The sequence below is a fragment of the Corynebacterium ihumii genome, from assembly GCF_028609825.1.
GTDB lineage: Bacteria > Actinomycetota > Actinomycetes > Mycobacteriales > Mycobacteriaceae > Corynebacterium > Corynebacterium afermentans.
Window position 1 is genome coordinate 1,536,390 of record NZ_CP063190.1, and the last position, 21,413, is coordinate 1,557,802.

The 21,413-nt window shown below is 64.7% G+C and carries 20 protein-coding genes and 1 riboswitch; of the genes, 5 read left to right on the forward strand and 15 right to left on the reverse strand.

Annotated elements, in window-relative coordinates:
- Positions 1-127 precede the first annotated feature (127 nt).
- The 3 genes from CIHUM_RS07510 to CIHUM_RS07520 are packed head-to-tail and all read left to right on the forward strand — an operon-like array spanning position 128 to position 3,322.
- Positions 128-691, forward strand: coding sequence for a GNAT family N-acetyltransferase (locus CIHUM_RS07510; protein WP_034998523.1), 564 nt, complete (start codon positions 128-130; stop codon positions 689-691).
- Positions 639-1,817, forward strand: a complete 1,179-nt coding sequence (locus CIHUM_RS07515; RefSeq protein ID WP_392389861.1) for a polyprenyl synthetase family protein — start codon at positions 639-641, stop codon at positions 1,815-1,817. Before CIHUM_RS07510 ends, CIHUM_RS07515 begins: the two co-directional genes overlap by 53 nt.
- A complete protein-coding gene (locus tag CIHUM_RS07520; RefSeq protein WP_074431993.1) occupies positions 1,817-3,322 on the forward strand; it encodes an alpha-(1->6)-mannopyranosyltransferase A in 1,506 nt (501 codons plus the stop codon). The genes CIHUM_RS07515 and CIHUM_RS07520 overlap by 1 nt, the downstream gene beginning before the upstream one ends.
- Here the strand turns inward: CIHUM_RS07520 and CIHUM_RS07525 are convergent.
- Positions 3,225-3,614: an Rv2175c family DNA-binding protein gene (locus tag CIHUM_RS07525; RefSeq protein WP_051106346.1), complete on the reverse strand. Its 390-nt coding sequence runs from the start codon at positions 3,612-3,614 to the stop codon at positions 3,225-3,227. The genes CIHUM_RS07520 and CIHUM_RS07525 overlap by 98 nt on opposite strands.
- On the opposite strand from CIHUM_RS07525, the gene CIHUM_RS07530 reads away from it, so the two are divergent.
- Positions 3,613-4,947, forward strand: a complete 1,335-nt coding sequence (locus CIHUM_RS07530) for a protein kinase domain-containing protein (protein ID WP_034998517.1) — start codon at positions 3,613-3,615, stop codon at positions 4,945-4,947. The genes CIHUM_RS07525 and CIHUM_RS07530 overlap by 2 nt on opposite strands.
- A 338-nt stretch (positions 4,948-5,285) precedes the next feature.
- Here CIHUM_RS07530 and CIHUM_RS07535 read toward each other — a convergent pair whose 3' ends face one another.
- The 14 genes from CIHUM_RS07535 to ctaC all read right to left on the reverse strand — a co-directional run bounded on the left by CIHUM_RS07535 (position 5,286) and on the right by ctaC (position 19,123).
- A complete protein-coding gene (locus CIHUM_RS07535) occupies positions 5,286-6,674 on the reverse strand; it encodes a class II 3-deoxy-7-phosphoheptulonate synthase (protein ID WP_034998515.1) in 1,389 nt (462 codons plus the stop codon).
- A 77-nt stretch (positions 6,675-6,751) separates the two neighbouring features.
- Positions 6,752-7,264, reverse strand: coding sequence for a polyadenylate-specific 3'-exoribonuclease AS (locus tag CIHUM_RS07540; protein ID WP_034998513.1), 513 nt, complete (start codon positions 7,262-7,264; stop codon positions 6,752-6,754).
- Positions 7,265-7,480 (reverse strand): hypothetical protein, encoded by a 216-nt coding sequence (locus CIHUM_RS07545; protein WP_034998511.1) that lies wholly within the window; start codon positions 7,478-7,480, stop codon positions 7,265-7,267.
- A complete protein-coding gene (locus CIHUM_RS07550; protein WP_034998509.1) occupies positions 7,477-8,205 on the reverse strand; it encodes a lysophospholipid acyltransferase family protein in 729 nt (242 codons plus the stop codon). The genes CIHUM_RS07545 and CIHUM_RS07550 overlap by 4 nt, the downstream gene beginning before the upstream one ends.
- 14 nt (positions 8,206-8,219) lie before the next feature.
- Entirely contained in the window at positions 8,220-9,173 is a 954-nt protein-coding gene (locus CIHUM_RS07555; protein WP_034998507.1) for an ROK family protein, read from the reverse strand.
- A gap of 11 nt (positions 9,174-9,184) precedes the next feature.
- On the reverse strand, positions 9,185-10,333 hold the full coding sequence (locus CIHUM_RS07560; RefSeq protein WP_207875245.1) for a glycosyltransferase family 4 protein: 1,149 nt from the start codon (positions 10,331-10,333) through the stop codon (positions 9,185-9,187).
- The gene (locus CIHUM_RS07565) at positions 10,317-11,339 is read right to left on the reverse strand and encodes a C40 family peptidase (protein ID WP_051106410.1); all 1,023 of its coding nucleotides are present in this window, start codon (positions 11,337-11,339) and stop codon (positions 10,317-10,319) included. Before CIHUM_RS07565 ends, CIHUM_RS07560 begins: the two co-directional genes overlap by 17 nt.
- Positions 11,340-11,499: 160 nt before the next feature.
- Entirely contained in the window at positions 11,500-12,255 is a 756-nt protein-coding gene (locus CIHUM_RS07570) for a C40 family peptidase (protein ID WP_034999203.1), read from the reverse strand.
- A gap of 10 nt (positions 12,256-12,265) precedes the next feature.
- Positions 12,266-12,397, reverse strand: a riboswitch (cyclic di-AMP (ydaO/yuaA leader).
- 398 nt (positions 12,398-12,795) lie between these two features.
- Positions 12,796-14,427 (reverse strand): cytochrome bc1 complex cytochrome b subunit, encoded by a 1,632-nt coding sequence (gene qcrB / locus CIHUM_RS07575; RefSeq protein WP_034998505.1) that lies wholly within the window; start codon positions 14,425-14,427, stop codon positions 12,796-12,798.
- Entirely contained in the window at positions 14,427-15,647 is a 1,221-nt protein-coding gene (qcrA, locus tag CIHUM_RS07580) for a cytochrome bc1 complex Rieske iron-sulfur subunit (RefSeq protein ID WP_034998503.1), read from the reverse strand. Before qcrA ends, qcrB begins: the two co-directional genes overlap by 1 nt.
- Positions 15,644-16,492 (reverse strand): cytochrome bc1 complex diheme cytochrome c subunit, encoded by an 849-nt coding sequence (gene qcrC / locus CIHUM_RS07585; protein WP_034998501.1) that lies wholly within the window; start codon positions 16,490-16,492, stop codon positions 15,644-15,646. The genes qcrA and qcrC overlap by 4 nt, the downstream gene beginning before the upstream one ends.
- A 63-nt stretch (positions 16,493-16,555) precedes the next feature.
- On the reverse strand, positions 16,556-17,176 hold the full coding sequence (gene ctaE, locus CIHUM_RS07590; protein WP_187370380.1) for an aa3-type cytochrome oxidase subunit III: 621 nt from the start codon (positions 17,174-17,176) through the stop codon (positions 16,556-16,558).
- Positions 17,177-17,578: 402 nt separating this feature from the next.
- Complete coding sequence (gene ctaF, locus CIHUM_RS07595; RefSeq protein WP_034998497.1) at positions 17,579-18,010, reverse strand: aa3-type cytochrome oxidase subunit IV; 432 nt, start codon at positions 18,008-18,010, stop codon at positions 17,579-17,581.
- Between the two features lie 18 nt (positions 18,011-18,028).
- Complete coding sequence (gene ctaC, locus CIHUM_RS07600; RefSeq protein ID WP_034998495.1) at positions 18,029-19,123, reverse strand: aa3-type cytochrome oxidase subunit II; 1,095 nt, start codon at positions 19,121-19,123, stop codon at positions 18,029-18,031.
- Between the two features lie 345 nt (positions 19,124-19,468).
- On the opposite strand from ctaC, the gene asnB reads away from it, so the two are divergent.
- Positions 19,469-21,391 (forward strand): asparagine synthase (glutamine-hydrolyzing), encoded by a 1,923-nt coding sequence (gene asnB, locus CIHUM_RS07605; protein WP_034998493.1) that lies wholly within the window; start codon positions 19,469-19,471, stop codon positions 21,389-21,391.
- Positions 21,392-21,413 lie beyond the last annotated feature (22 nt).

Sequence of the window (21,413 nt, forward strand, 5' to 3'; positions counted from 1 at the left end):
TTTGTCTAAGTGATGGGCTCACCCTAAAACACCCGTTCGACACCACCCGACACCCATGGGAACACTCGTTCGAACCAATCTTAGGGTTCTTGCCACGCCAAGGACCCGCAAGTGATTCCATAGAGGGGTGACTGCAACCATCCAGCGCCTCACGGCAGCCGAGTTCCTCATGATCACCCCGACACTCGTAGACATCTATATAGAGGCCATGGGGTACCCGAGGGCCATGCGCCGACAACGCATCCAGGTGTGGAAGGGCGAGGTGCGCTCCCCCGGTTTCACCGCGGTCGCGGCGATCGAGACAGGCCAAGTCGTGGGCATCGCCTACGGCTTCATCGGCACCCGCGAGCGCTGGTGGGACCGTCAGCTCGTGCGCGCGATGAACGCCAACGGCGGGATCACAGACCAGGACCGGGACATGCTGCGCAGCTACTTCGAAGTCGCCGAGGTGCACGTCTCCCCCGCTCTGCAAGGCAAGGGCCTGGGCTCCCGCCTGCTCACGGAACTGCTACGGGAGGCACCGACACGCTGGGCGCTGCTGTCCACGCCGGAAATTGCAGGCGAGGCGAACAACGCTTTCGCTCTCTACCGCAAATTCGGGTTCACGGACGTGGCGCGCAATTTTCTCTACGAGGGGGATAAACGCCCCTTCGCCATCCTCGCCCTCGAACTGCCCAACCGCACTGAGTAGTGTTGCGGGAAGAGGAAAGATTTCAGGCACAAGGAGCGTGGGCGTGACAGATCTTGGGCTCAAGGACGTACCGGCACAGGTAGGTCAGCACCTGGAAGCGTTTTTCAACGAGCGCGCAGCTGCTATCGAGACCATTGGTGAGCCTGTCGCCCAGGCGGTCAGCCACCTGCGGCGCTTCGTCCTCGGCGGCGGCAAGCGCGTGCGCCCCACCTACGGCTGGGCAGGCTTCGTCGGCGCGGGTGGCTTACACGGCACCGAGGACCCCGAGGCGGTGCTTCGTGCGGTGAGCTCGCTGGAGCTGATTCAGGCGTGTGCGCTGGTGCACGACGACATCATCGACGCCTCCGACACCCGGCGCGGCAACCCCACGGTGCACCGCGCGATCGAGGCGGAGCACCGCAGCGAGGGCCTGCTCGGCTCCGCAGAGGAATACGGCATAAACGCCGCGATTTTGCTCGGCGACCTCGCCCTTGCCTGGGCCGAAGACATGTGGCGCTACTCCGGCGTCTCCCAGGACGCGCTCGCTCGCGCCGCGGAGCCGTGGGTGGGCATGCGCACCGAGGTCATCGGCGGCCAGTTGCTGGACATCATGCTGGAAAGCCTGGGCAGTGAGTCGGTGGAGATGGCGAACCGCGTCAACCGGTTCAAAACCGCGGCCTACACGATCGAGCGCCCACTCCACCTGGGTGCGGCGCTTGCGGGTGCGGGCGAGCCGCTAATCCGCGCATTCCGCGGCTACGGCCGTGACATCGGCATCGCCTTCCAGCTCCGGGACGACCTGCTCGGCGTGTTCGGCGACCCAGCGGTCACCGGCAAACCAGCAGGCGACGACATCCGTGAGGGCAAGCGCACGGAGCTGTTCGCTACCGCCCTTGAGTTGCTCGACCAAGCCAACCCGGCAGCCGCGCAGGAACTGCGCGACGGGATTGGGAATACGGAGGATGAGGCGGAGCTGCGTCGATTAGCAGAGCTCATTCGCTCCAGCGGCGCAGAAGACGCGGTGGAGGCGCGCATTGAGGAACTCACCGCCTCCGGCCTGGGCTTTTTGGACGGCGCTGGCATCGACGACGCCACCGTGGAAGCGCTCACTGGGCTCGCGCACAAGGCCACCGACCGGCGGATGTGATGCGTCCGCAGAGTTTGGGCGTAGCCGCCTGCGCGCTGATTGCCGTGGGGTCCTTCGGCGCCGGCGCGACCCGCTACCGCGGCGGCCTGCTGCGCGCCGCCGGCCTCGAGCACCTGTCCTACGGCCACGGCCGCGCGCTGATGGACGTGCTGCTCACCGCCGGCATTTTCGGCCTAGTACTGTCGTGGGTGCTGCTGTGGAAGACCCGTCCCAGCCTGACGCAGGTGCGCCGCAGCGTGTGCTGGTGGGCGGGCATCCTCGCGCTGTCTGCGCCGATCCTGTCGCGCGACGTGTACTCCTACCTCATGCAAGGCGCGATGCTTCGCGACGGCTTCGACCCCTACTCCGAAGGCGCCGCCGTCAACCCTGGCCCGTACCTGTGGGAGGTCTCCCACGACTGGCGCAACACCACCACCCCGTACGGGCCGCTCCACCTTGGTATGGGCAAGGCAGTGACGTGGCTGGTCGGCGAGAACGTCACGTTAGGCCTGGTGGTCTACCGGCTGATCTCGTTGGCCGGGTTCGCGCTGATCATGTGGGCCCTGCCGCGCATTGCCAAGCAAGTCGGCGGCGACCCCGCGCTCGCTTTGTGGCTGGGCGCGGCCAACCCGGTGATGCTGCTGCACCTCATCGGCGGCATGCACAACGAGGCCGTCATGGTCGGTCTGGTCAGCGTGGGGCTGTTGTGGTGCCTGCGCAGCCGCTGGTGCACCCCCGGCATCGCGCTGATCGCGCTGGCGGTGTCGCTGAAAGCCACCGCGGCGGTGGCCCTGCCGTTCGTGGTGTGGCTGATGGTCAAGCGCCGCAGCGCAACCACCCTCGGCGCCGCCGGCATGCTTGTGGCCTGCGGCGCGTGGGCGCTCGCCGTCAACGTCGCGGTGATCCAGCTGGTCACATGGGCGTCCGGCACCACCTGGGGGTGGCTCGAAGAGATCACCGGCAACTCGAAGGTGATCAATCCGCTCGCCGGCCCCACCCTCGCCACCGAACTCATCACGCCGGTGCTCCAGCTTTTCGACGACACGTTCCGCTACAACACCGCCCTCACCTGGACCCGCACGATCTTCTCCGCGCTCATGCTCGTGGGCCTGGCTGTCGTGTGGTGGATCTTCCGCCCCCGCCGCGGCGAGGACTACGAACGCCGCGCCGTCGCCGGTACCACCGCCGCCTACGCCGTGGCGTTTGCCACCAACGCGGTGACGCTGCCCTGGTACTACGCCTCCGTCATCTCGCTGGCTGGCACGTTTAAGCCGCCGGCTTGGGTGGTGCGGGTGACCGTCGGGGCGTCGATAGTCGTGGCACTGGCGTTCAAGGGCAGCGGCAACCACCGCCTCTACGACATGTGGTTTCTCACCCTCGCCGCCATCGCCGCCGTTGTGGCGGTGGAGTGGCTGTTCCGGGACCCGGCTAAAACGCCATCGCCTGCGCGCGGCGGATCACTTCGCGCGCCTTTTGGCCGTGCAGCGCGTCCACAGGACGCCCCGGCAGAGACTCATCCGGCGTGAACAGGAACGCGAGGATCTCGGCGGCGTCGTAGCCGCCGTCGGAAAGCACGGTGATCGCGCCGGAGACGAACTTGCTCAAGCCGTCCTCGCCGAGCAGGCGCGCCGGCACGACCTTCTTGCCGTCCTTGACGTAGTGCACCAGCTTCTTCGCGCCGATGTAGTCGTGCACCTTGGTCACCGGCACGCCCAGCCTCTCGGCGACATCCGGGAACGGCAGCAGGGTTTCGTCGATAAGCAATTGCTCAAGATTCGTTTGTGCGCTCACGGTCCGCGATTCTACTCTGGTGCACATGGCAACCTTGCGCGCAGGCACGACTCTGGACGGGCGTTACGTTGTCGACCGCCCAATCGCACGCGGTGGCATGGCAACCGTCTACCGCTGCGTCGACGCACGCCTCGGGCGCGAAGTGGCGGCGAAAGTCATGCTCGAGCAATACGTGCACGACGAAGTTTTCCGCGAACGCTTCCGCCGCGAAGCACGCGCAATGGCCCAGCTCAGCCACCCAAACCTAGTCAACGTCTACGACTTCTCCGCATCCGGCGGGGAAGTATTTTTGATCATGGAACTGATCACCGGCGGCACCCTGCGCGAACTGCTCGCCGAACGCGGCCCCATGCCCCCGCACGCCGCCGCGTCCGTGATGCGCGGCATGCTCACCGGCCTCGCTGTCGCGCACGCGAAAGGCATGGTCCACCGCGACATCAAACCGGACAACGTACTCATCGACGCCTCCAGCCGCGTCAAACTCTCCGACTTCGGCCTCGTGCGCGCCGCCGCCGAAACCACCCAATCCACCGACCAAATCGTCGGCACCGTCGCCTACCTCTCGCCCGAACAAGTCGACGGCGGCGCACTAACCGCGGCCTCAGACGTCTACTCCGCCGGCATCGTGCTCTTCGAACTACTCACCGGCCGCACCCCCTTCGGCGGCGATACTCCCCTGGCCCACGCGTACGCCCGGTTGCGTTCCGATGTGCCCGCGCCGTCGTCGCTGATCGCGGGGGTGCCAAAGCTTTTCGACGAGCTCGTGGCCACCGCCACCGCCCGCAACCCGCAAGACAGGTTCCACGACGCCGCAGAATTTTTGGCGGCGCTGGACGACGTGGCCAGCGAGCTGCGACTGCCCGCCTACACCGTGCCCGCCCCACGCAACTCTGCCGCGCACCGAGCCGCCGAACACCCGACCAATTTTGGGCTGGCTGCAGGGGTTGGCGGTGGTGCCGGTGGTGCTGGCCCGAGCGCCGCCCACCAGCGCCTTTTCCCCGGCGACGACGCCCCCACCCGCGTCTCCCCCTCTCCCGCCAGGCCCGCCCAGCCAGCACCCGGCCCGGCGCGCGGCCAATGGCCCGCGGCTGGTCCCGTACCTGGCCCGGCCGCAGGTCCCACACCTGTTCAGAGACCTGCTCCGAGGCAGATCTCGCCCAACAACCCGGATGTTCCTCCCACCCGCGAGCCCGCTTCCCAGCGTCCCGTCGTTAAGCCAGTGTCGAACCGTTCCCCATTCGCCGTGGCTCTTTACACCGTGTTCGTGATAATCGCGATCATCGCCGTGGCGCTGGGGGCTTGGTGGTTCGGCTCCGGCATGTACGGCGAAATCCCCGAGATCATCGTACCCCAGGCATAGCCGGGCGACTTCCACTATGCAGCTGCATAGTGTTACTGGGTGCGAACCAACTATTGGTGCCAGCTGAATTGTCCACAAAGCGAAGTCCGCAAGCGCCCCTTCGGCCCGGGAACCTCGGCTTCTCGTAAGATCTGACGACCGCCTGACATTTCCGCAGATCGCGGAACGCCAAACTCGGCGAAATGTCAACTTTTGCGAGAGCGGCCACCCAACCACTATGCAGCTGCATAGTGTTACTGGGTGTGGACCAATTATTGGCCCCAGCTGAATTGTCCGCAATGCAGAGACCGCAAGCGACCCGCACGAATGGAAGACGACGCCGCGGGCGCCGTCAACAACTAATAGCGCAGCATCTCCGCGACAAGGAAGGACAGCTCGAGGGCCTGCTCGGTGTTGAGTCGGGGGTCGCAGGCAGACTCGTAGCGGCCCGGCAGGTCGACATCGGTGATGTCCTGGGCACCACCGAGGCATTCGGTGACGTTCTCGCCGGTGAGCTCGATGTGGATGCCGCCCGGGTGGGTGCCCAGTTCGCGGTGGACCTCGAAGAAGCCCTGCACTTCGTCGATAATTTTGTCGAAGTGGCGGGTCTTGTAGCCGTTCGAGGAGGTGAAGGTGTTGCCGTGCATCGGGTCGGACTGCCAGACCACCTTGTGGCCGGAAGCTTCGACGGCCTTGACGATGCCCGGTAGCACCTCGCGGACCTTGTCCTGGCCCATGCGGATAACCATGGTCAACCGGCCCGGCACGCGTTCCGGATCGAGCTTATCGGCGTAGGCGACGGCCTCCTCGGGCGTGGTGGTCGGGCCGAGCTTGATGCCAATCGGATTAGAGATCAGGGCGGCGAAGTTGACGTGGAAGTCGTCGATGCCGCGGGTGCGCTCGCCGATCCAGAGCTGGTGGGCGGACAGGTCGTAGAGCCTGGTGTCGCCGTTGGAGTCGGTAGCCAGGCGCAGCATGGCGCGCTCGTAGTCCACCAGCAGCGCCTCGTGGGAGGCGTAGACGTTGGAAGTGCGCAGGTTGTCGTCGCGCACGCCGCAGGCGTCCATGAAGGCCAGGGAGCGGGAGATCTCGCGGCCGAGCGCTTCGTAGCGAGCCCCCGCTGGGGAGTTGGTCACGAACTCGCGGTTCCAGTCGTTGATGTTGTGCAGGTCGGCGGTGCCGGACGCAGTCAGGGCGCGGACCAGGTTCATCGCCGCGGACGAGTTGGCGTAGGCGCGGACCATGCGGGCCGGGTCGTGGCGGCGGGCCTCCTCGGTGGGCTCGACGCCGTTGACGATGTCGCCGCGGTAGTTAGGCAGGCCGTTCGCGTCCAGGTCTGAGGAGCGCGGCTTGGCGTACTGGCCGGCGATGCGGGCCAGTTTCACCACCGGCATAGACGCGCCGTAGGTCAGCACCGCGGCCATCTGCAGCAGGGTGCGGACGTTGGCGCGGATGTGCGGCTCGGTGTTGGACTCGAAGGTCTCTGCGCAATCGCCGCCCTGCAGCATGAACGCCTTGCCGTTGGCGACGTCCGCGAGCTGGGTCTTCAGCTCCTCCACCTCGGGGCCGAGCACAACAGGGGGCACAGACTCGAGGATCTTGCGCACATACTGCGCCTGGTTGGGGTCCCAGGCGGGTTGCTGCTTCGCGTCGCGGGAGAGTGCGTCCTGGAACTGCTCATTCAGGTCGCCCGGCAGCGGGGGCAGGTCCGGCAGTACGTCTTTAGGGATGTCGATTGTCCAACTCACCCACTTAGTAGTAGCACGAATCCCCTCGCACTACAACCGTTGTCACCTGCAATTTCCCAATATATGAAGAACATATCTCACTGTTTGGACACGGAGCCGGAGGCGTCGATAGGCAATGCCTCCATGCACACGCGGAATTTACGCAGGTTGTGGCGCGCATCCACGAGCGCGTCGTGGTTGCCGTCCGGCACCTTGGGTAGACGCGGGCGCCCCGCCATCTGCCAGTACTGCTTGAGCTCGCGCGTGTAGCGCGGCAGGTCCTTTGGCAAGCCGGCCATATCGCCCCAGAGCTGGGCGAACACGACGTGATCGTAGGCGCCGACCCAAGCCCACAGCTCCGGCTTGCCGCGGCCGGCGGTGAGAAACGCGTGGGCTTCGTCGCGAATCTGCTGCAGCGGCTTCCACGCCGGGTGCGATGCGCGCGGCAGCTTGTTCAGCACGTTCTCCCGCACCCATTCGTTGGCGTTAGAAGCATTAAACTCCGTGCTCACGGCGTAATATTCGCGTCCGTCTTCGGCGACGATGCCGATGGAGACGAGCTCGATGGTGGAGCCGTCCTCGATAAATTCAGTGTCGTAGAAATACCGCATCTACTTGCGCTGCTCCGACCGGATGTCGTCGAGAAGCTCGCGTCTCGACGGCCCCTTCGGACCACCGCCGCGGCGGGGCCAGAACATCACGGCGGCCACCGCCAGCACGGCAAGAGGCCCGGCCAGTTTCGGGTACCAGCCAGCCTCGGAGGCGACCAGGTAGATCGCCACCACAACCGCCACCAGCGCAAAACGGATAATCAGCGGTTTGTTCACGGGCGTGCCTCCTCCGGGTACTCCCCCGTCTCCGCCAGCGACTTCTTCACGTCCGAGGCGTAGACGTCCACGTAGTCCTCCCCCACCATGTCCGCGAGGCGGCGCATGCAGTAGTCCGTGAACGGACGCATGACCTCGCGCGAGCCGGGGTCGAAGCCGTGCTCGGCGGCCCAGGCGTGCGGGTAGATCTGCTCGGAAACCTTGATGCGCACCTTCACCGGCCGCGGGACTGTCGTGCCAATCGGGTTCGCTTTACCGGAGCCGATCATGCCGATGAGCACGATCGGTGCGCCGGTGGCCATGGCCACGCGCGCCATGCCGGTGCGGCCCTTGTACACGCGCCCGTCCGGGGAGCGGGTGCCCTCCGGGTAGATGCCGAACAGGTCGCCTTTGTCCAGCACGCTTTCCGCCGCGGTCTGCATCGCGGCGCCGGCGTCCTTGGCCCCGCGGTCCACGGGAATTTGGCCGACCGAGGAGAAGAAGAATTTCTGGATGCGCCCGGACAGACCCGTACCGGTGAAGTACTCCTTCTTCGCGGGGAAGGCGATTTGGCGCCGCACCATCAGCGGCAGGTAGAACGAGTCCAGCACGGCCTGGTGGTTGGACGCCAAAATCGCGGCGCCTTCACTGGGGATGTTCTCCGCGCCCTCGATGGTGGGTCGGTTCCACACCAGCAGCGGCGGCCCGAAAATGACCTTGAACAGGGAATACCACTTGTTGTTCATCGTTTACTCGCCTTCTACAGCAGTTCACGGGCCAGATCAGCGACCCCGATCATACCCGCCCGGGATCCCAGCTCAGCGCACAGGATCTCCGGCTGCGGGCGGTAGCCGGCGCCGACGATGTTGGCGGACATGGACGCGCGGGCATCGTCCAGGTACAGGTCCGCGTCCTCGCTCACGCCGCCGCCGAGGACGATCTGTGCAGGGTCCAGCACGTCGGCGACGATGGCCAGCCCGCGGCCGAGCCAGGTGGAGAAGCTGTCCAGGGCGGCTTGCCCCAGCGGGTCGCCCGCGCGAGCTGCGGCCATGATGTCGTGTCCACTCGCCCGCTTCTCGACGACCGCCCGGTACACCGACGAATCCCGAAAGCTGCCCTTGGTGGCGATCTCAATCGCGCAGTCCACAAGCGACGTGCCGGAGGCGTAGCGCTCCAAGCAGCCCTGCTTGCCGCAGGAGCACACGCGCCCGCCGGGGACCACGGTGATGTGACCGAACTCGGGCGCGGTGCCGAACGCGCCGCGGTAGATCTCCCCGTGGTGCATCAACGTCGCACCGATGCCGGTGCCGACGGCGAAGAACACCCAGGTGTCCAGGTCGCGGCCGGCTCCGTAGCGGTACTCGCCCCACGCGGCGGAGTTCGCGTCGTGCTCCAGGCGCACCGGAAGGCCCAGCGCCTGCTCGAGGTCGCGGCGCACGGGCTGATCGTCGCGCCAGGCCAGGTGCGGCGCGAAGCGCACGATCTCGCAGTCCGGGTCCAAAAAGCCCGCCACGGCTACGCCCACGGCGCCGATGTCGTGGGATGCGCGCAGCTCGCCGACCATCTCTACGATCGTGCGGGTGAGCCCCTCCGCGTCGTGCGGCGTGCCGGTGCCGATCGAATCGACGATCACCCCGTCAACGTCCACCACTGCTGCGCGTGCGTTCGTGCCGCCAATGTCGAATCCGACGGTCATCGGTGAGTGAGCAACCATGGAAACGCAGTCTAGTCCCGCCGCGTTTCAGCGCCGCATAGCGCAGCCAGCCGCGCCCCGAGCACGTCCCAGGAGAAGTGCTCGGACACATGCGTGCGTCCGGCGCGGCCCATGAGTGTGCGCCTTTGGTCGTCGAGAAGCAGCTGCGAAATCGCCCTGGCGACGGCACCGGTGTCGCCGCCGTCCACCGCCACCCCGGTTGCCGTGGTGACCGTCTCGGGCGCGCCGCCGGACTCGCCCGCGACGACGGGCACGCCGCACGCCTGCGCCTCCAGGTAGACAATGCCCAAGCCCTCGACGTCGAGACCGGCCAGGCGGGTGCGCGCGGGCATGGCGAACACGTCCGCGGCCGCGACGATGTCGCGCAACCGCTCCCCCGGCACCGCGCCCGTGAATGCTACGCCCTCGCCCGCCATCGCCCGCAACTTCCGCCCGTACGGCCCGGAGCCGACGATGACCAACCGGGCGCCTTTTGCCTGTCGACGAACCTCCGGCCATCCCCGAATCAGCACATCTTGCCCTTTCCTGGCCACCAGCCGCGAGGAGCAGACCACCAGCGGGTCGTCGCCGACCCCTAGACTCTGGCGAGTGGCGGCGCGCTGAGACGCGCTGGCGGGGCGGAAGAACTCGGTGTCGACGCCGGACGGCAACGCCACAAACCGGGGTCGAGTGCCGAGTGCCGTCAGCCGACACCGGGTGTAGTCGGAGATGTAGGTGACAGTGTCAGCGCTGTGGCCGATGAAGCTCAAGACCCGGCGGGCGACGGGCAGCATGCCCCAGCCGACTTCGTGGCCGTGAGTGGTGGCGATGACGTTGGTGGCTCCCGCGCGCTTCGCGGCTGCGCCCATCAGCGCCAGCGGTGCCGCGGCACCGAACCACACCGTTGCAATACCGTGCACGCGGATCAGGCGCTGCACCTCCCGCGCCGTGGCCGGGGTGGGAAACATGACGCGGCGCGGCCAGCGAACGACCGTGTAGGGCACGGAGGCATCCCACTGGTGTGCAGCCTCGGCGTCCTGCGTGGAGGCGAACACCACGAGGTTCTCCGGGCCCACACGGTTTGCAAGCTCGGCGGCGAAGTCCCGCAGATACGACTGAATCCCGCCCACGGTGGGCGGGAAGTCGTTGGTGACCAGCAGCGTCCTAATAGCGGACTGCACCTTGGACCGGCATGGAGTTCAGCGGCACCACCTGGATCGGGATGCCGTAGTCCGAGGAATGGACCACCATGCCGTTGCCGACGTACATGCCGACGTGCGTCACACCCGGGTAGTAGCCGATGATGTCGCCGGGCTGCAGGGCGTCCATGGACACCGGGGTGCCGCCTGCGAGCTGCGCCTGCGAGGTGCGCGGGATGCCAATGCCGTTTTGGGCATAGGCCCACACCATCAGACCCGAGCAGTCGAACGCGTCCGGGCCGGCAGAGCCCCAGCCGTACGGCTTGCCCAACTGCGCCATGGCAGCGCCGACGATGCCGGAGTCCACGCCCGGAAGGGACGCGGAATCCACCGGGTTGTCCTTGTTCATCCAACGCTGGCGGTCCGCCTCGCTCAGGCTGTCCACGCGGCGCTCGATGTCGGCGACGCGCAGCTCGAGCTCCTCGCGCTCCCCCTCGAGCTGCTTGCGCTTGCCGTCCAGCTCGTTGCGGGCGTGCTGCGCCTCAGCCACCGCCATGCTGGCCACGCTTGCGCGCTCGCCGGCAGCACGGTTGGCGTCCTCCAGCTCCGTCAGCGCACGCTGCGAGTTGCGCCCGAGAGCAGCCAGGTATGCCGAGCGGTCGATCGCCTCCTGCGGGTTGCCGGAATCCAGGGTGGTCAGAATAGCGTCGGACTTCGGGATGCGGTAGCGGGACTGCGCGATGTCGCCGACATTCTTGCGCTGCGCATCGGAGACGCCGCGCAGAGACTCCAGCTGCGACTTGGCCTCAGCCGCGCGCGCATTCGCCGACCGCAGCTTCGCCTCGGACTGGGCGATCTCGTCTTCCAGTTCCTTGATCTCCTCTGATTTCGCCGTAGCGTCGTGGGAGACGGACTCCATTTCCTCAATCAACGCGTCAACGTCGTCCGCGTGCGCAATGGGAGCCACCGTTGTGGCGATGACGCCACCAGCGACGGCGGCCGCAAAAACAGCGCGGGGGCGGTTGGAGTGCAGCGAGTGTTTACCCACGTTGGACACCTCTTTAGATTTCGGCGAGACCGAACAAACTATAGCTGCTCCGGAGTCCGCAGCCAAGCAAAATGCTCAACGTGTGATTTGAGTGATCACTGAGGTAAAAGAGAAAAAATGCCCCGTCCGCGCGATGCGGGACGGGGCAAAAAGTCTGCTGTTAGAAGCGGACCACAGAGTGGATCGGCATCATGTGCAGATCGCGGTAGCCGACAGGGATACCGGAGTTCAGTGCGTCGATGATCTGGCCGTTGCCGGCGTAGATAGCGACGTGGGACGCGCCACCGTAGTAGGCAACGATGTCACCCGGCTGAATATCGCTCAGAGCGACCTGCTGGCCGGCGGCGGCCTGAGCCTGGGAGGTACGCGGAATGGACTTGCCAGCCTGAGCGTAAACCCAGGAGGTGAAGCCGGAGCAGTCGAAGGCGTTCGGGCCGGAAGCGCCGTAGACGTACGGGGAGCCGATCTTGGACTGCGCGATGGAAACGATGCGCTCGCCAGCGGACGGCTCCGGAGCCGGCGCTGGAGCAGCGACCGGTGCGGAGTAGGTCTGCTGGACCGGAGCCGGAGCCGGAGCTGCCGGGCGGACCTGCTGCTCAACGTTTGCGAGGAACTGGCTGAACCCCGGAACGTTAGCGACGCCCGGCATTGCCTTCACGGAAGCGATAGCGTCCTGAACGTTGCCGCTTGCAGGTGCGCCTGCGAGCGACGGGATCCAGGCGTCGATGCCCGGAATGGAAGTGATACCCGGGACATTCTCAATGCCCGGAACCTGGGCGGAAACCGGAGTGTTGGGAACACGGACCTCTGCTGCGGAGGATGCGGCCGGCGCGACCAGTGCAGCGCCTGCTGCGACGGCTACGGTAGCCGCTGCTGCGCGTGCTGCGGTGTTGTTCTGGCGACGGTGCTTTGCCACGATAGTTTTCTCCATATCTTCTCTTCGCCAACCGGGTTAGCTGTCGGGCGGGGTGCTGAGAAATGGCCCTGCGCCCCAAGGAAGCATTTGACTCCCCTTTGGTTCCCCGGTCCCCGTGGCGCGCGTTCCGCGGGTGCGGATCGCCGCTTCGGGTTACGGCTCATATGTTGTTTTTCGGTACATGCTGCCAACGGCTGTTGTTGCAATGTCTCGAACAGGTTACGAAACGGCAACAACGGTGTCCACCCGCCACGCCGTTACAGTTCCGTTACCAAGAAAAAATGCGTGTGACGCGTCCGCATCTCAGCTTTTTTCATCTGACACTCAGTCACCCCAAACTGCCCCATTTACCCATATTGCGCTGCATGTTCACACCGTCACGACGCCGAACATACCGGCGCCCGCAACTTGCACGCTGCCACAACCTGAAAATCTCTGTGGTCTTTGTCACATTCCCTTGTTTACGGGTTTGTAATCAAGAAAAAGCCCCTTCCCCGAAGCCGGGAAAGGGGCTAAATCGCGACCGCTAAGGCGTTATATCTACTCCGCGTTCTCGTTGGTGGCGTCGCGGTCGGAGCGGTCCTTCGTGGCCTCGAGCGCGCGCAGCGTCTCGACGGCCTCGTGGTGCTTCTGCTCCTCTGCGTCGCGCACACGCTCGGTGACACCGAGCTCTGCCGGGGAGAACTTGCCGACGGTGTCGGAGTCCGCGAAGCCGAGCTGGTTCATCTGCTTCGGCACGCGGGCGCCGGCGTAGTCCAGCGGCACCGGGTGGCCGTGCTCGTCCACCGGGCCCAGCGGCTGGTGGATCTCCACGAACGCACCGTTCGGCAGGCGCTTGATCACGCCGGTCTCGATGCCGTGCTCCAGTACCTCACGGTCGGAGCGCTGCAGACCGATGCATAGGCGGTACGTGATGAAGAAGGCCAGCGGCGGCAGCACGATCAGGCCGATGCGGCCGACCCAGGTCATCGCGTTGAGCGAGATCTCGAAGAAGTGCGCCACGTGGTCGTTACCACCGGAGATTGTCAGCAGCAGGAAGAAGGTCAGGCCCATGACGCCGACACCGGTACGTACAGGAACGTCACGCGGACGCTGCAGCAGGTTGTGGTGGGCGGTGTCGCCGGTGACCTTCTGCTCGATGAACGGGTAGGTGATCAGCAGGACAACCATCAGGCCACAGAGCAGTGCCACCCAGAATGCACCCGGGATGGTGTAGTTGCCCAGGTAGAGCTCCCACGCCGGCATGACACGGGCAGCGCCGTCAGTCCACAGCATGTAGATGTCCGGCTGGGAACCTGAGGAGACCTGCGACGGGTTGTACGGTCCGATGTTCCAGATGCCGTTGATTGTGGTCAGACCAGCCATTGCGGCCAGGACCGCGAACACGACCATCATGTAGCCGATTGCCTCGGTGGCGAACACCGGCATGATGCGCACGCCGACAACGTTGTTCTCGGTGCGGCCCGGGCCCGGGAACTGGGTGTGCTTCTGGAACCAGACAAGTGCGAGGTGAGCTGCAACCAGGGCGAGGATGATGCCCGGCAGGATCAGCACGTGGAGGATGTAGAAGCGGTCCAGCATCAGGTCCGACGGGAAGTCGCCGCCGAAGATCGCCCAGTGAATCCAGGTGCCGATGATCGGCAGGCCCAGGATGATGGCGGACATGATTCGCAGGCCGACGCCGGAGAGCAGGTCGTCCGGCAGGGAGTAACCCATGAAGCCCTCGATCATGCCCAGCAGCACGAGGGTGACACCGATGAGCCAGTTGGCCTCGCGCGGGCGACGGAACGCGCCGGTGAAGAACACGCGCATCATGTGGGCGAACATCGCCATCATGAACATCAATGCGGCCCAGTGGTGCATCTGGCGGACAAACAGGCCGCCACGCACGTCGAAGGAAATATCCAGCGCGGTTGCGTATGCGCGGGACATCTCGACGCCGTTGAGCGGCAGGTACGCACCGTCGTAGATGACCTTCGTAATAGAAGGGTCAAAGAACAGTGCCAGGTAGATACCGGTCAGCAGCAAGATGATGAAGCTGTACAGCGCCATCTCGCCGAGCATGAAGGACCAGTGGGTCGGGAAGACCTTGTTCAGCTGCGGGCGCAGGACGCCCGAGATTGTGTAGCGCGAATCAACGTTGTCCGCGACTTGCTCAAGTTTAGTGCTCATTAGGACTGACGCTCCCAGAATGCCGGGCCGACGGGCTCAATGAAGTTCCCGTTGGCGATGAGGTAACCGTCTTCGTCAACAGTCACAGGCAGCTGCGGCAGTGCACGAGCGGCCGGGCCGAAGACCGGCTTGCCGTACTGCAGAGCATCGAACTGCGACTGGTGGCACGGGCACAGGATGCGGTTGGTCTGAGCCTCGTAGAGCGAGGTCGGGCAACCGATGTGCGTGCAGATCTTGGAGTAGGCGTAGTAGTCGCCGTAGTGGAAGTCCTCCTGGCCCTCACGCTCGATCGCCTTCTTCGCGTCCTGAGAACGCAGACGAATGAGCATGACAGAGTTGCGCGGACCGTGGAGGGAGTGCATGTGGTGCTCGTAGACATCGCGCTCAGGGTCGTAGTCTTTGCCGTCGTTGACGTCCTCCGGGTAGAGCGGGAACACCGTCTCCATGGCACCGGCCGGAAGATCCTCCGGGCGCATACGCACCAGGCGGGACACACCAGCGGTGGTGTAGTGGGAACCCGTCTGGCCCTCGTGCAGCTCGGCGATAGCGCCGGTGTCGCGGCCGAGGTAGACCTTCACGCCCTTGTCCTGAATGGTCCAACCGTGGGTCCACAGGGTGCCGTCGCCGTGGTAGTCCAGCTCGTGGCGGACCTTCCACGGGTTCTTGATCATGCCGCCGAGCGGAGCGATGACCATCAGACCGGCGAGAACACCCGCGGTGCCCAGCAGACCCTTCAGCGCCGAGCGGCGGCCCAGCGTCGAGGTCTCCCACGCGTCGTTCAACAGCGCGGTGGTGGTGCGGCGGTCCAACTCGCTGGAGCGGCCGTCGTGGCGACGCTGCACCGCGATCTCTTCCGGCACGAACTTCTTCACGTATTGGATGATGGCGACGCCGAGGCCGCAGAACGCCAGCGCGGCGGTCAGGCCGAGCAGCGGCGTGTAGAGGGTGTAGATAAACAGGCCCTCATCGCCGTGGAACTTCGGCTCCCACGGCCAGAACAGGTAAACGCCGAGGAAGGCCAACGCCGAGATGATCGAGATGGTCAGCCAGATACCAATGCCGGTGGCAGCGGACTTCTCGCGCGGGTCGCCCTCGACCGGGAAGCGCTCCTTGCGGTACGCCACCGTGACGTCGTCGAGCTCGGTGCCCAGGGCGGCCAGCTCCGCATTGCTCATGCGGTCCAGCTCTTCCTTCGTGTAATTCTTCTTCACATCACTCATGAGCGAGATCCAATCCACATAGCAGCGGCAGCGACCAGGGTCACGCCGATGATCCACATCGCCATACCTTCAGAAACCGGGCCGAGGCCACCGAGGGCGTAGCCGCCCGGGGACGGGGTTTCCTTGGTGGACTTGATGAAGGCGATGATGTCCTTCTTCTCGTCAGCGGAGAGCTGACGGTCAGAGAACTTCGGCATGTTCTGCGGGCCGGTGAGCATGGCCTGGTAGATCTCCTGCTCGTTGGCCGGATCAAGCGGCGGCGCGTACTTACCGGACGACAGTGCGCCGCCGCGGCCGGTGAAGTTGTGGCAGGACGCGCAGTTCAGGCGGAACAGCTCGCCGCCGCGGGCGACGTCTGCTTCCTGGATGTTGCCGTCGTAGTCCTTGCCACGCAGCTCTTCCATGGCCAGCGAGCCGTCCTCGTTGTACACCAGCTCCGGGCCGCCGCCGTTGGCCGCAACGTAGGCGGCGAGGGCGAGAGCCTGCTCTTCGGTGTAGCGCGGACGCTTGCGTTCAGCCTGAGCGTCGTTGGACATCATCGGCATACGGCCGGAATTGACCTGGAAGTACACGGCGCCTTCGCCGGTACCGATGAGCGACGGACCACGGTCCTCGACGCCCTGCAGGTTCGCGCCGTGGCAGGTGATGCAAGCGACGTCGTAGAGGTCCTTGCCCTCCTGGATCAGTGCCTGGTCATCACGGGCCGCCGTTGCCACCTGTGAGTTCGGGGTGAGCGCGGATGCGAGCAGACCCGCACCGGTCAACCCCAGCGTCAGGGCTGCTGCGCCAGCGAGCGTGCGCTGCGTCTTGCGTCCCTGGCGCTTCTTCTTGGGTGTGTTTTCCATTGTGTTCCCTTTATCGACTTTTCAGAATTTTTCCGCTCCCCCAGGCAATCGCCTGGAGGCGCACTACTGAACGAGGTAGATGGTGATGAACACGCCGACCCAGATGGCATCGACGAAGTGCCAGTAGTAGGAAACTGCCATCGCGGCGGTTGCCTGAGCCGGGGTGAACTTCGACTTGGCCACGCGCAGCAGCACCACGATGAACGCGATGATGCCGGCGGTCACGTGGGCCATGTGGAAGCCGGTGATGATGTACACCACCGAACCGAAGACGGAGGACTGCGGCGTTACGCCGGCCATGACCATCTCGGTCCACTCAAAGGCCACCAGGCCGAGGAAGATGACGCCTAGCACAACGGTCACAGTGAACCACTTGCGCAGGCCGAACACGTCACCCCTCTCGGCGGCGAACACACCGAACTGGGAGGTGAAGGAGGACGCGATCAGCACGACGGTGATAATTCCGCCGAACAGAATGTTGAGGTGATCGGTCTGAGTGCTCCAGTCACCGTTGGCGAGGCCGTTTGCGCGCGACGTGAAGTACATCGCGAACAAACCGGCAAAGAACATGAGCTCTTGGGCGAGGAACGCAATCGTGCCCACGCTGACCATGTTCGGACGGTTCAGCGCTGGGACGCGATTCTGCGGCGTCGCCATATCTTGGTTTGTCATTGCGGTCGTCACGGATGAGATTATCCCCTATTTCGTCCTGATATTCATCTCACTCACCCCCGAGATTTTCCTGTGAACCTGTGCGCCACCAGCGTCTTTTGCATACACACGTATGACAGAAAAACTTTTTTATTTTTTCGGGAACTTTTCTGCCCCAAATCCGACTAGATCAATGCTGGTCATCGCGTCAGGCGGCGATCCCCCTCCCCCACCGAGAGATTCGGCCCGCATTTTCGCGCATTTTTCCGCGGGCGGTGAAGTTCCCAAGTGTGCCTGATCTCACACCCTCTGTGGTCCGACTCGGCGGGCTAAATGGGGGACAAACTTTCGGATGATCGGAACCTAAACTGCACCATAACGACAGAAAAATCCCCCGTCGCGACCGTTCGCGGCGGGGGAGTTTTTCTTCAGCGTCTAGTGCTTCTCACGCGGAATACCGTACTGCAGGCTCAGCATGGCGGTGGCCCAAATCAGGAACACTGCACCAAGGACGAGCAGCCACAGTTGCCAGAAGGCAATGCCCAGGCCGAGCACGCAGATGGCGACGGACATCGTGAACGGCCAGATGGAGCTCGGGGAGAAGAAGCCGAGCACGCCGGCGCCGTCTTCGATCTCCGCCTCTTCCCAGTCCTCCGGGACGATATCCATGCGACGCTCGGTGATGTCGAGGTAGCCGGCGAGCATGAAGGACATGACAGCAGCCAGCACGAGACCAACAGCGCCGACCCACTCCACACCGAAGAGGTACGCGTCCTCACCGATCCAAGCGGTGGCGAGGATGTAGAACACGGCCATCAAAGCAAGGAAGGTGCCGATGGCGTAGAAAACCTTTGATCCAGTTCCCATGGCTTCGCTCTCTCTTTCTTAAACGTTCGCGTTCGGGTCGACAGAGTTGTTGCCGTCGCGGGTGTCAGTGCGGCCCGAGACGAACGGACGGGTGGAGGTGGCGTACGGGTCCTCGCCGATGGACTTCAGCGCCTCCGAGTTCGGGGCACCCGGGTTGTCCCGGCGGAACTGGATGTACTGCTCGAACTTCTCCGGGCTCACAGCGCGGACCTCGAAGTTCATCATTGCGTGGTAGGTACCGCACATCTCAGCACAGCGGCCGACGAAGGCGCCCTCTTCCTCAATGCGCTCAATCTGGAACGCGCGCTGCTGCTGGTTGTTCTCCGGGTGCGCGTAGACGTCGCGCTTGAACAGGAACTCCGGAACCCAGAACGCGTGGTTCACGTCGCCGGACGCGAGGCGGAACTCAATCGCCGTGTCGGTCGGCAGCACCAGCACCGGCACCTCTTCGGTGGAGCCGATGGTCTCGATCTCGTTGAAGTTGAGGTAGGACTGGTCGCCCATGGACGTGCCGTGGATCGGGTTCGCGTTGTGCATGTCCTCCGGGTCGAACTTGGTCTCCTCGGCGAGCGCCTGACGTTCGGCATCCAGACCGTCGTAGTCCTGGCCGTCCGCGGTCAGGTCGCCGGCAACGTTGGCGTAGCCGAACTTCCAGTTCCACTGGTAGCCGGTGACGTCGACGGTCACCTTCGGATCCTTGTCCAGGGCGGTGGTCTTCGTCTGCGCCTGAACGGTGAAGAAGAACAGCACCATGACGATGATGATCGGCAGGACGGTCAGCCCCAGCTCGAGGCCGATGTTGTACTGCGTCTGGCGCGGGAACTCGCCGGCGCCGCTCTTCGCGCGGGCCTTAGAGTTCCAGCGGACGATGGCCATGATGAACAGCCCCCACATGATGATGCCGATAATCCAGGCGGCAACCCAGGTCCAGACCCAGAAGTTGTACATCTGGGTGCCCTCAGGGGTGACTGGGTCCGGCCAGCCCATGTCGAGGATGTTTGCGACCGCCTCCGGCGCAGCGACGTCACAGCCAGCGAGCCCGAAGCTGCCGAGCAGGAGTGCTGCCGCGACGCCGGCCTTCTTGGCGAAACCGCGGTTTACTTCCTTATCCACGTGTGTCTGCCTTCCTGTCCACACTAAAAACACTGAATGTTCATGTTCGTGACAGAACATTCCTACGGGGCCAGAATAGTTCATCCGGCCTGGCCCATCGGAATCTTGAAAGTGGAGGCTGCGGTGGGGGCCGGAGGTTTGTCGATAAGCAAGTGCTTAGCGACGATAACGCTTCGCTAAGCAAACGAGACCGCGAAAAAGTTCATCCTTAAGTTGGCCCCCTTATGGGGCACGGCGAAAGTTGGGCGGTTCCGGTTCACGAAAACGGGGTGCAAAACCTTATTGTTGAGGGGACTTCCCGCCGCGTGAAAACGGCGCACCTTATATATACGGAGAGGTTTGAGTATGTGTGGCCTTCTTGCCCTGCTAACCGCGGACGCAAACGCAGCCAAGTTCGTTGATTCTGTCGAGCGCGCCCTGCCGTGCATGTACCACCGCGGCCCGGACGCGGCCGGCACCTGGAACGACGACTCGGCCGTGTTCGGGTTTAACCGCCTGGCCATCATCGACCTCGAGCACTCCCACCAACCGCTGCGTTGGGGCCCAGCAGACAACCCGGAGCGCTACGCGCTGACCTTCAACGGCGAGATTTACAACTACATCGAGCTGCGCGAAGAACTGCAGGCCGCTGGCCACACCTTCAACACGTCCGGCGACGGCGAGCCGATCGTGGTGGGCTTCCACCACTGGGGCGCGAACGTTGTGGAGCACCTGCGCGGCATGTTCGCCTTTGTCATCTGGGACACCGAGACGCAGACGATGTTCGCGGCGCGCGACCAGTTCGGCATCAAGCCGCTGTTCTACGCCACCACCGATAAGGGCACGGTCTTCGCCTCCGAGAAGAAGTCCATCCTGGAGATGGCGCCGGAGCTCGGTCTAGGCCTGGATCTTGACCGTCGTGCGATCGAGCACTACGTGGACCTGCAGTACGTGCCCGAGCCGGAGAGCCTCCACAAGGAGATCCGCCGCGTCGAGTCCGGCTGCACCGTCACCTTGCAGCCGGGCGGAAAGGTGCACTCGGACCGCTACTTCAAGCCGCACTTCAAATCCCAACCAGTGCCGAAGGGCAAGGAGCAGGACCTCTACGACCGCATCGCGCATGCGCTTGAGAATTCGGTGGAAAAGCACATGCGTGCCGACGTCACCGTGGGCTCCTTCCTCTCCGGCGGCATCGACTCCACCGCGATTGCCGCCCTGGCGAAGCGCCACAACCCGAACCTGCTCACCTTCACCACCGGTTTTGAGCGCGAGGGCTACTCCGAGGTGGACGTGGCCGCCGAGTCCGCCGAGGCGATCGGTGTGGAGCACATCGTGAAGATTGTCTCCCCCGAGGAATACGCGGACGCCATCCCGAAGATCATGTGGTACCTGGACGACCCGGTGGCGGACCCGTCCCTGGTGCCGCTGTTCTTCGTGGCGCAGGAGGCCCGCAAGCACGTCAAGGTGGTGCTCTCCGGCGAGGGCGCCGACGAGCTGTTCGGCGGCTACACCATTTACAACGAGCCGCTGTCGCTCGCGCCGTTTGAGAAGCTGCCGGGTGCACTGAACAAGGGCCTGAACCGTTTGAGCCGCGTGCTGCCGGAGGGCATGAAGGGCAAGAGCCTACTCGAGCGCGGCACCACCCCGATCGAGGACCGCTACTACGGCAACGCCCGCTCCTTCAACTTCGATCAGCTCAGCCGCGTGCTGCCGTGGGCGAAGCGCGAATGGGACCACCGCGAGGTCACCGCCCCGATCTACGCCGCCTCCACCGAGATGGACCCGGTGGCGCGCATGCAGAACCTGGACCTGTTTACCTGGATGCGCGGCGACATCCTGGTCAAGGCCGACAAGATGAACATGGCCAACTCGCTGGAGCTGCGCGTTCCCTTCCTGGACAAAGAAGTCTTCGAGGTCGCCCAGACCATCCCGTTTGACCAGAAGATCGCCAACGGCACCACCAAGTACGCCCTGCGCAAGGCGATGGAGCAGATCGTGCCGCCGCACGTTTTGCACCGCAAGAAGCTGGGCTTCCCGGTGCCGATGCGCCACTGGCTGGCGGGCGACGAACTCTACGGCTGGGCGCAGGACACCATCCGCGAATCCCAGACCGACGACATCTTCGCCAAGGACCAAGTCCTGGAGATGCTCAAGGAGCACCGCGACGGTGTCTCCGACCACTCCCGCCGCCTGTGGACGGTGCTGGCGTTCATGGTCTGGCACGGCATCTTTGTCGAGCACCGCATCGACCCGCAGATCGAGCACAAGGACTACCCGGTCCAGCTCTAGGTAGTGCCTGCACTACCTCAAA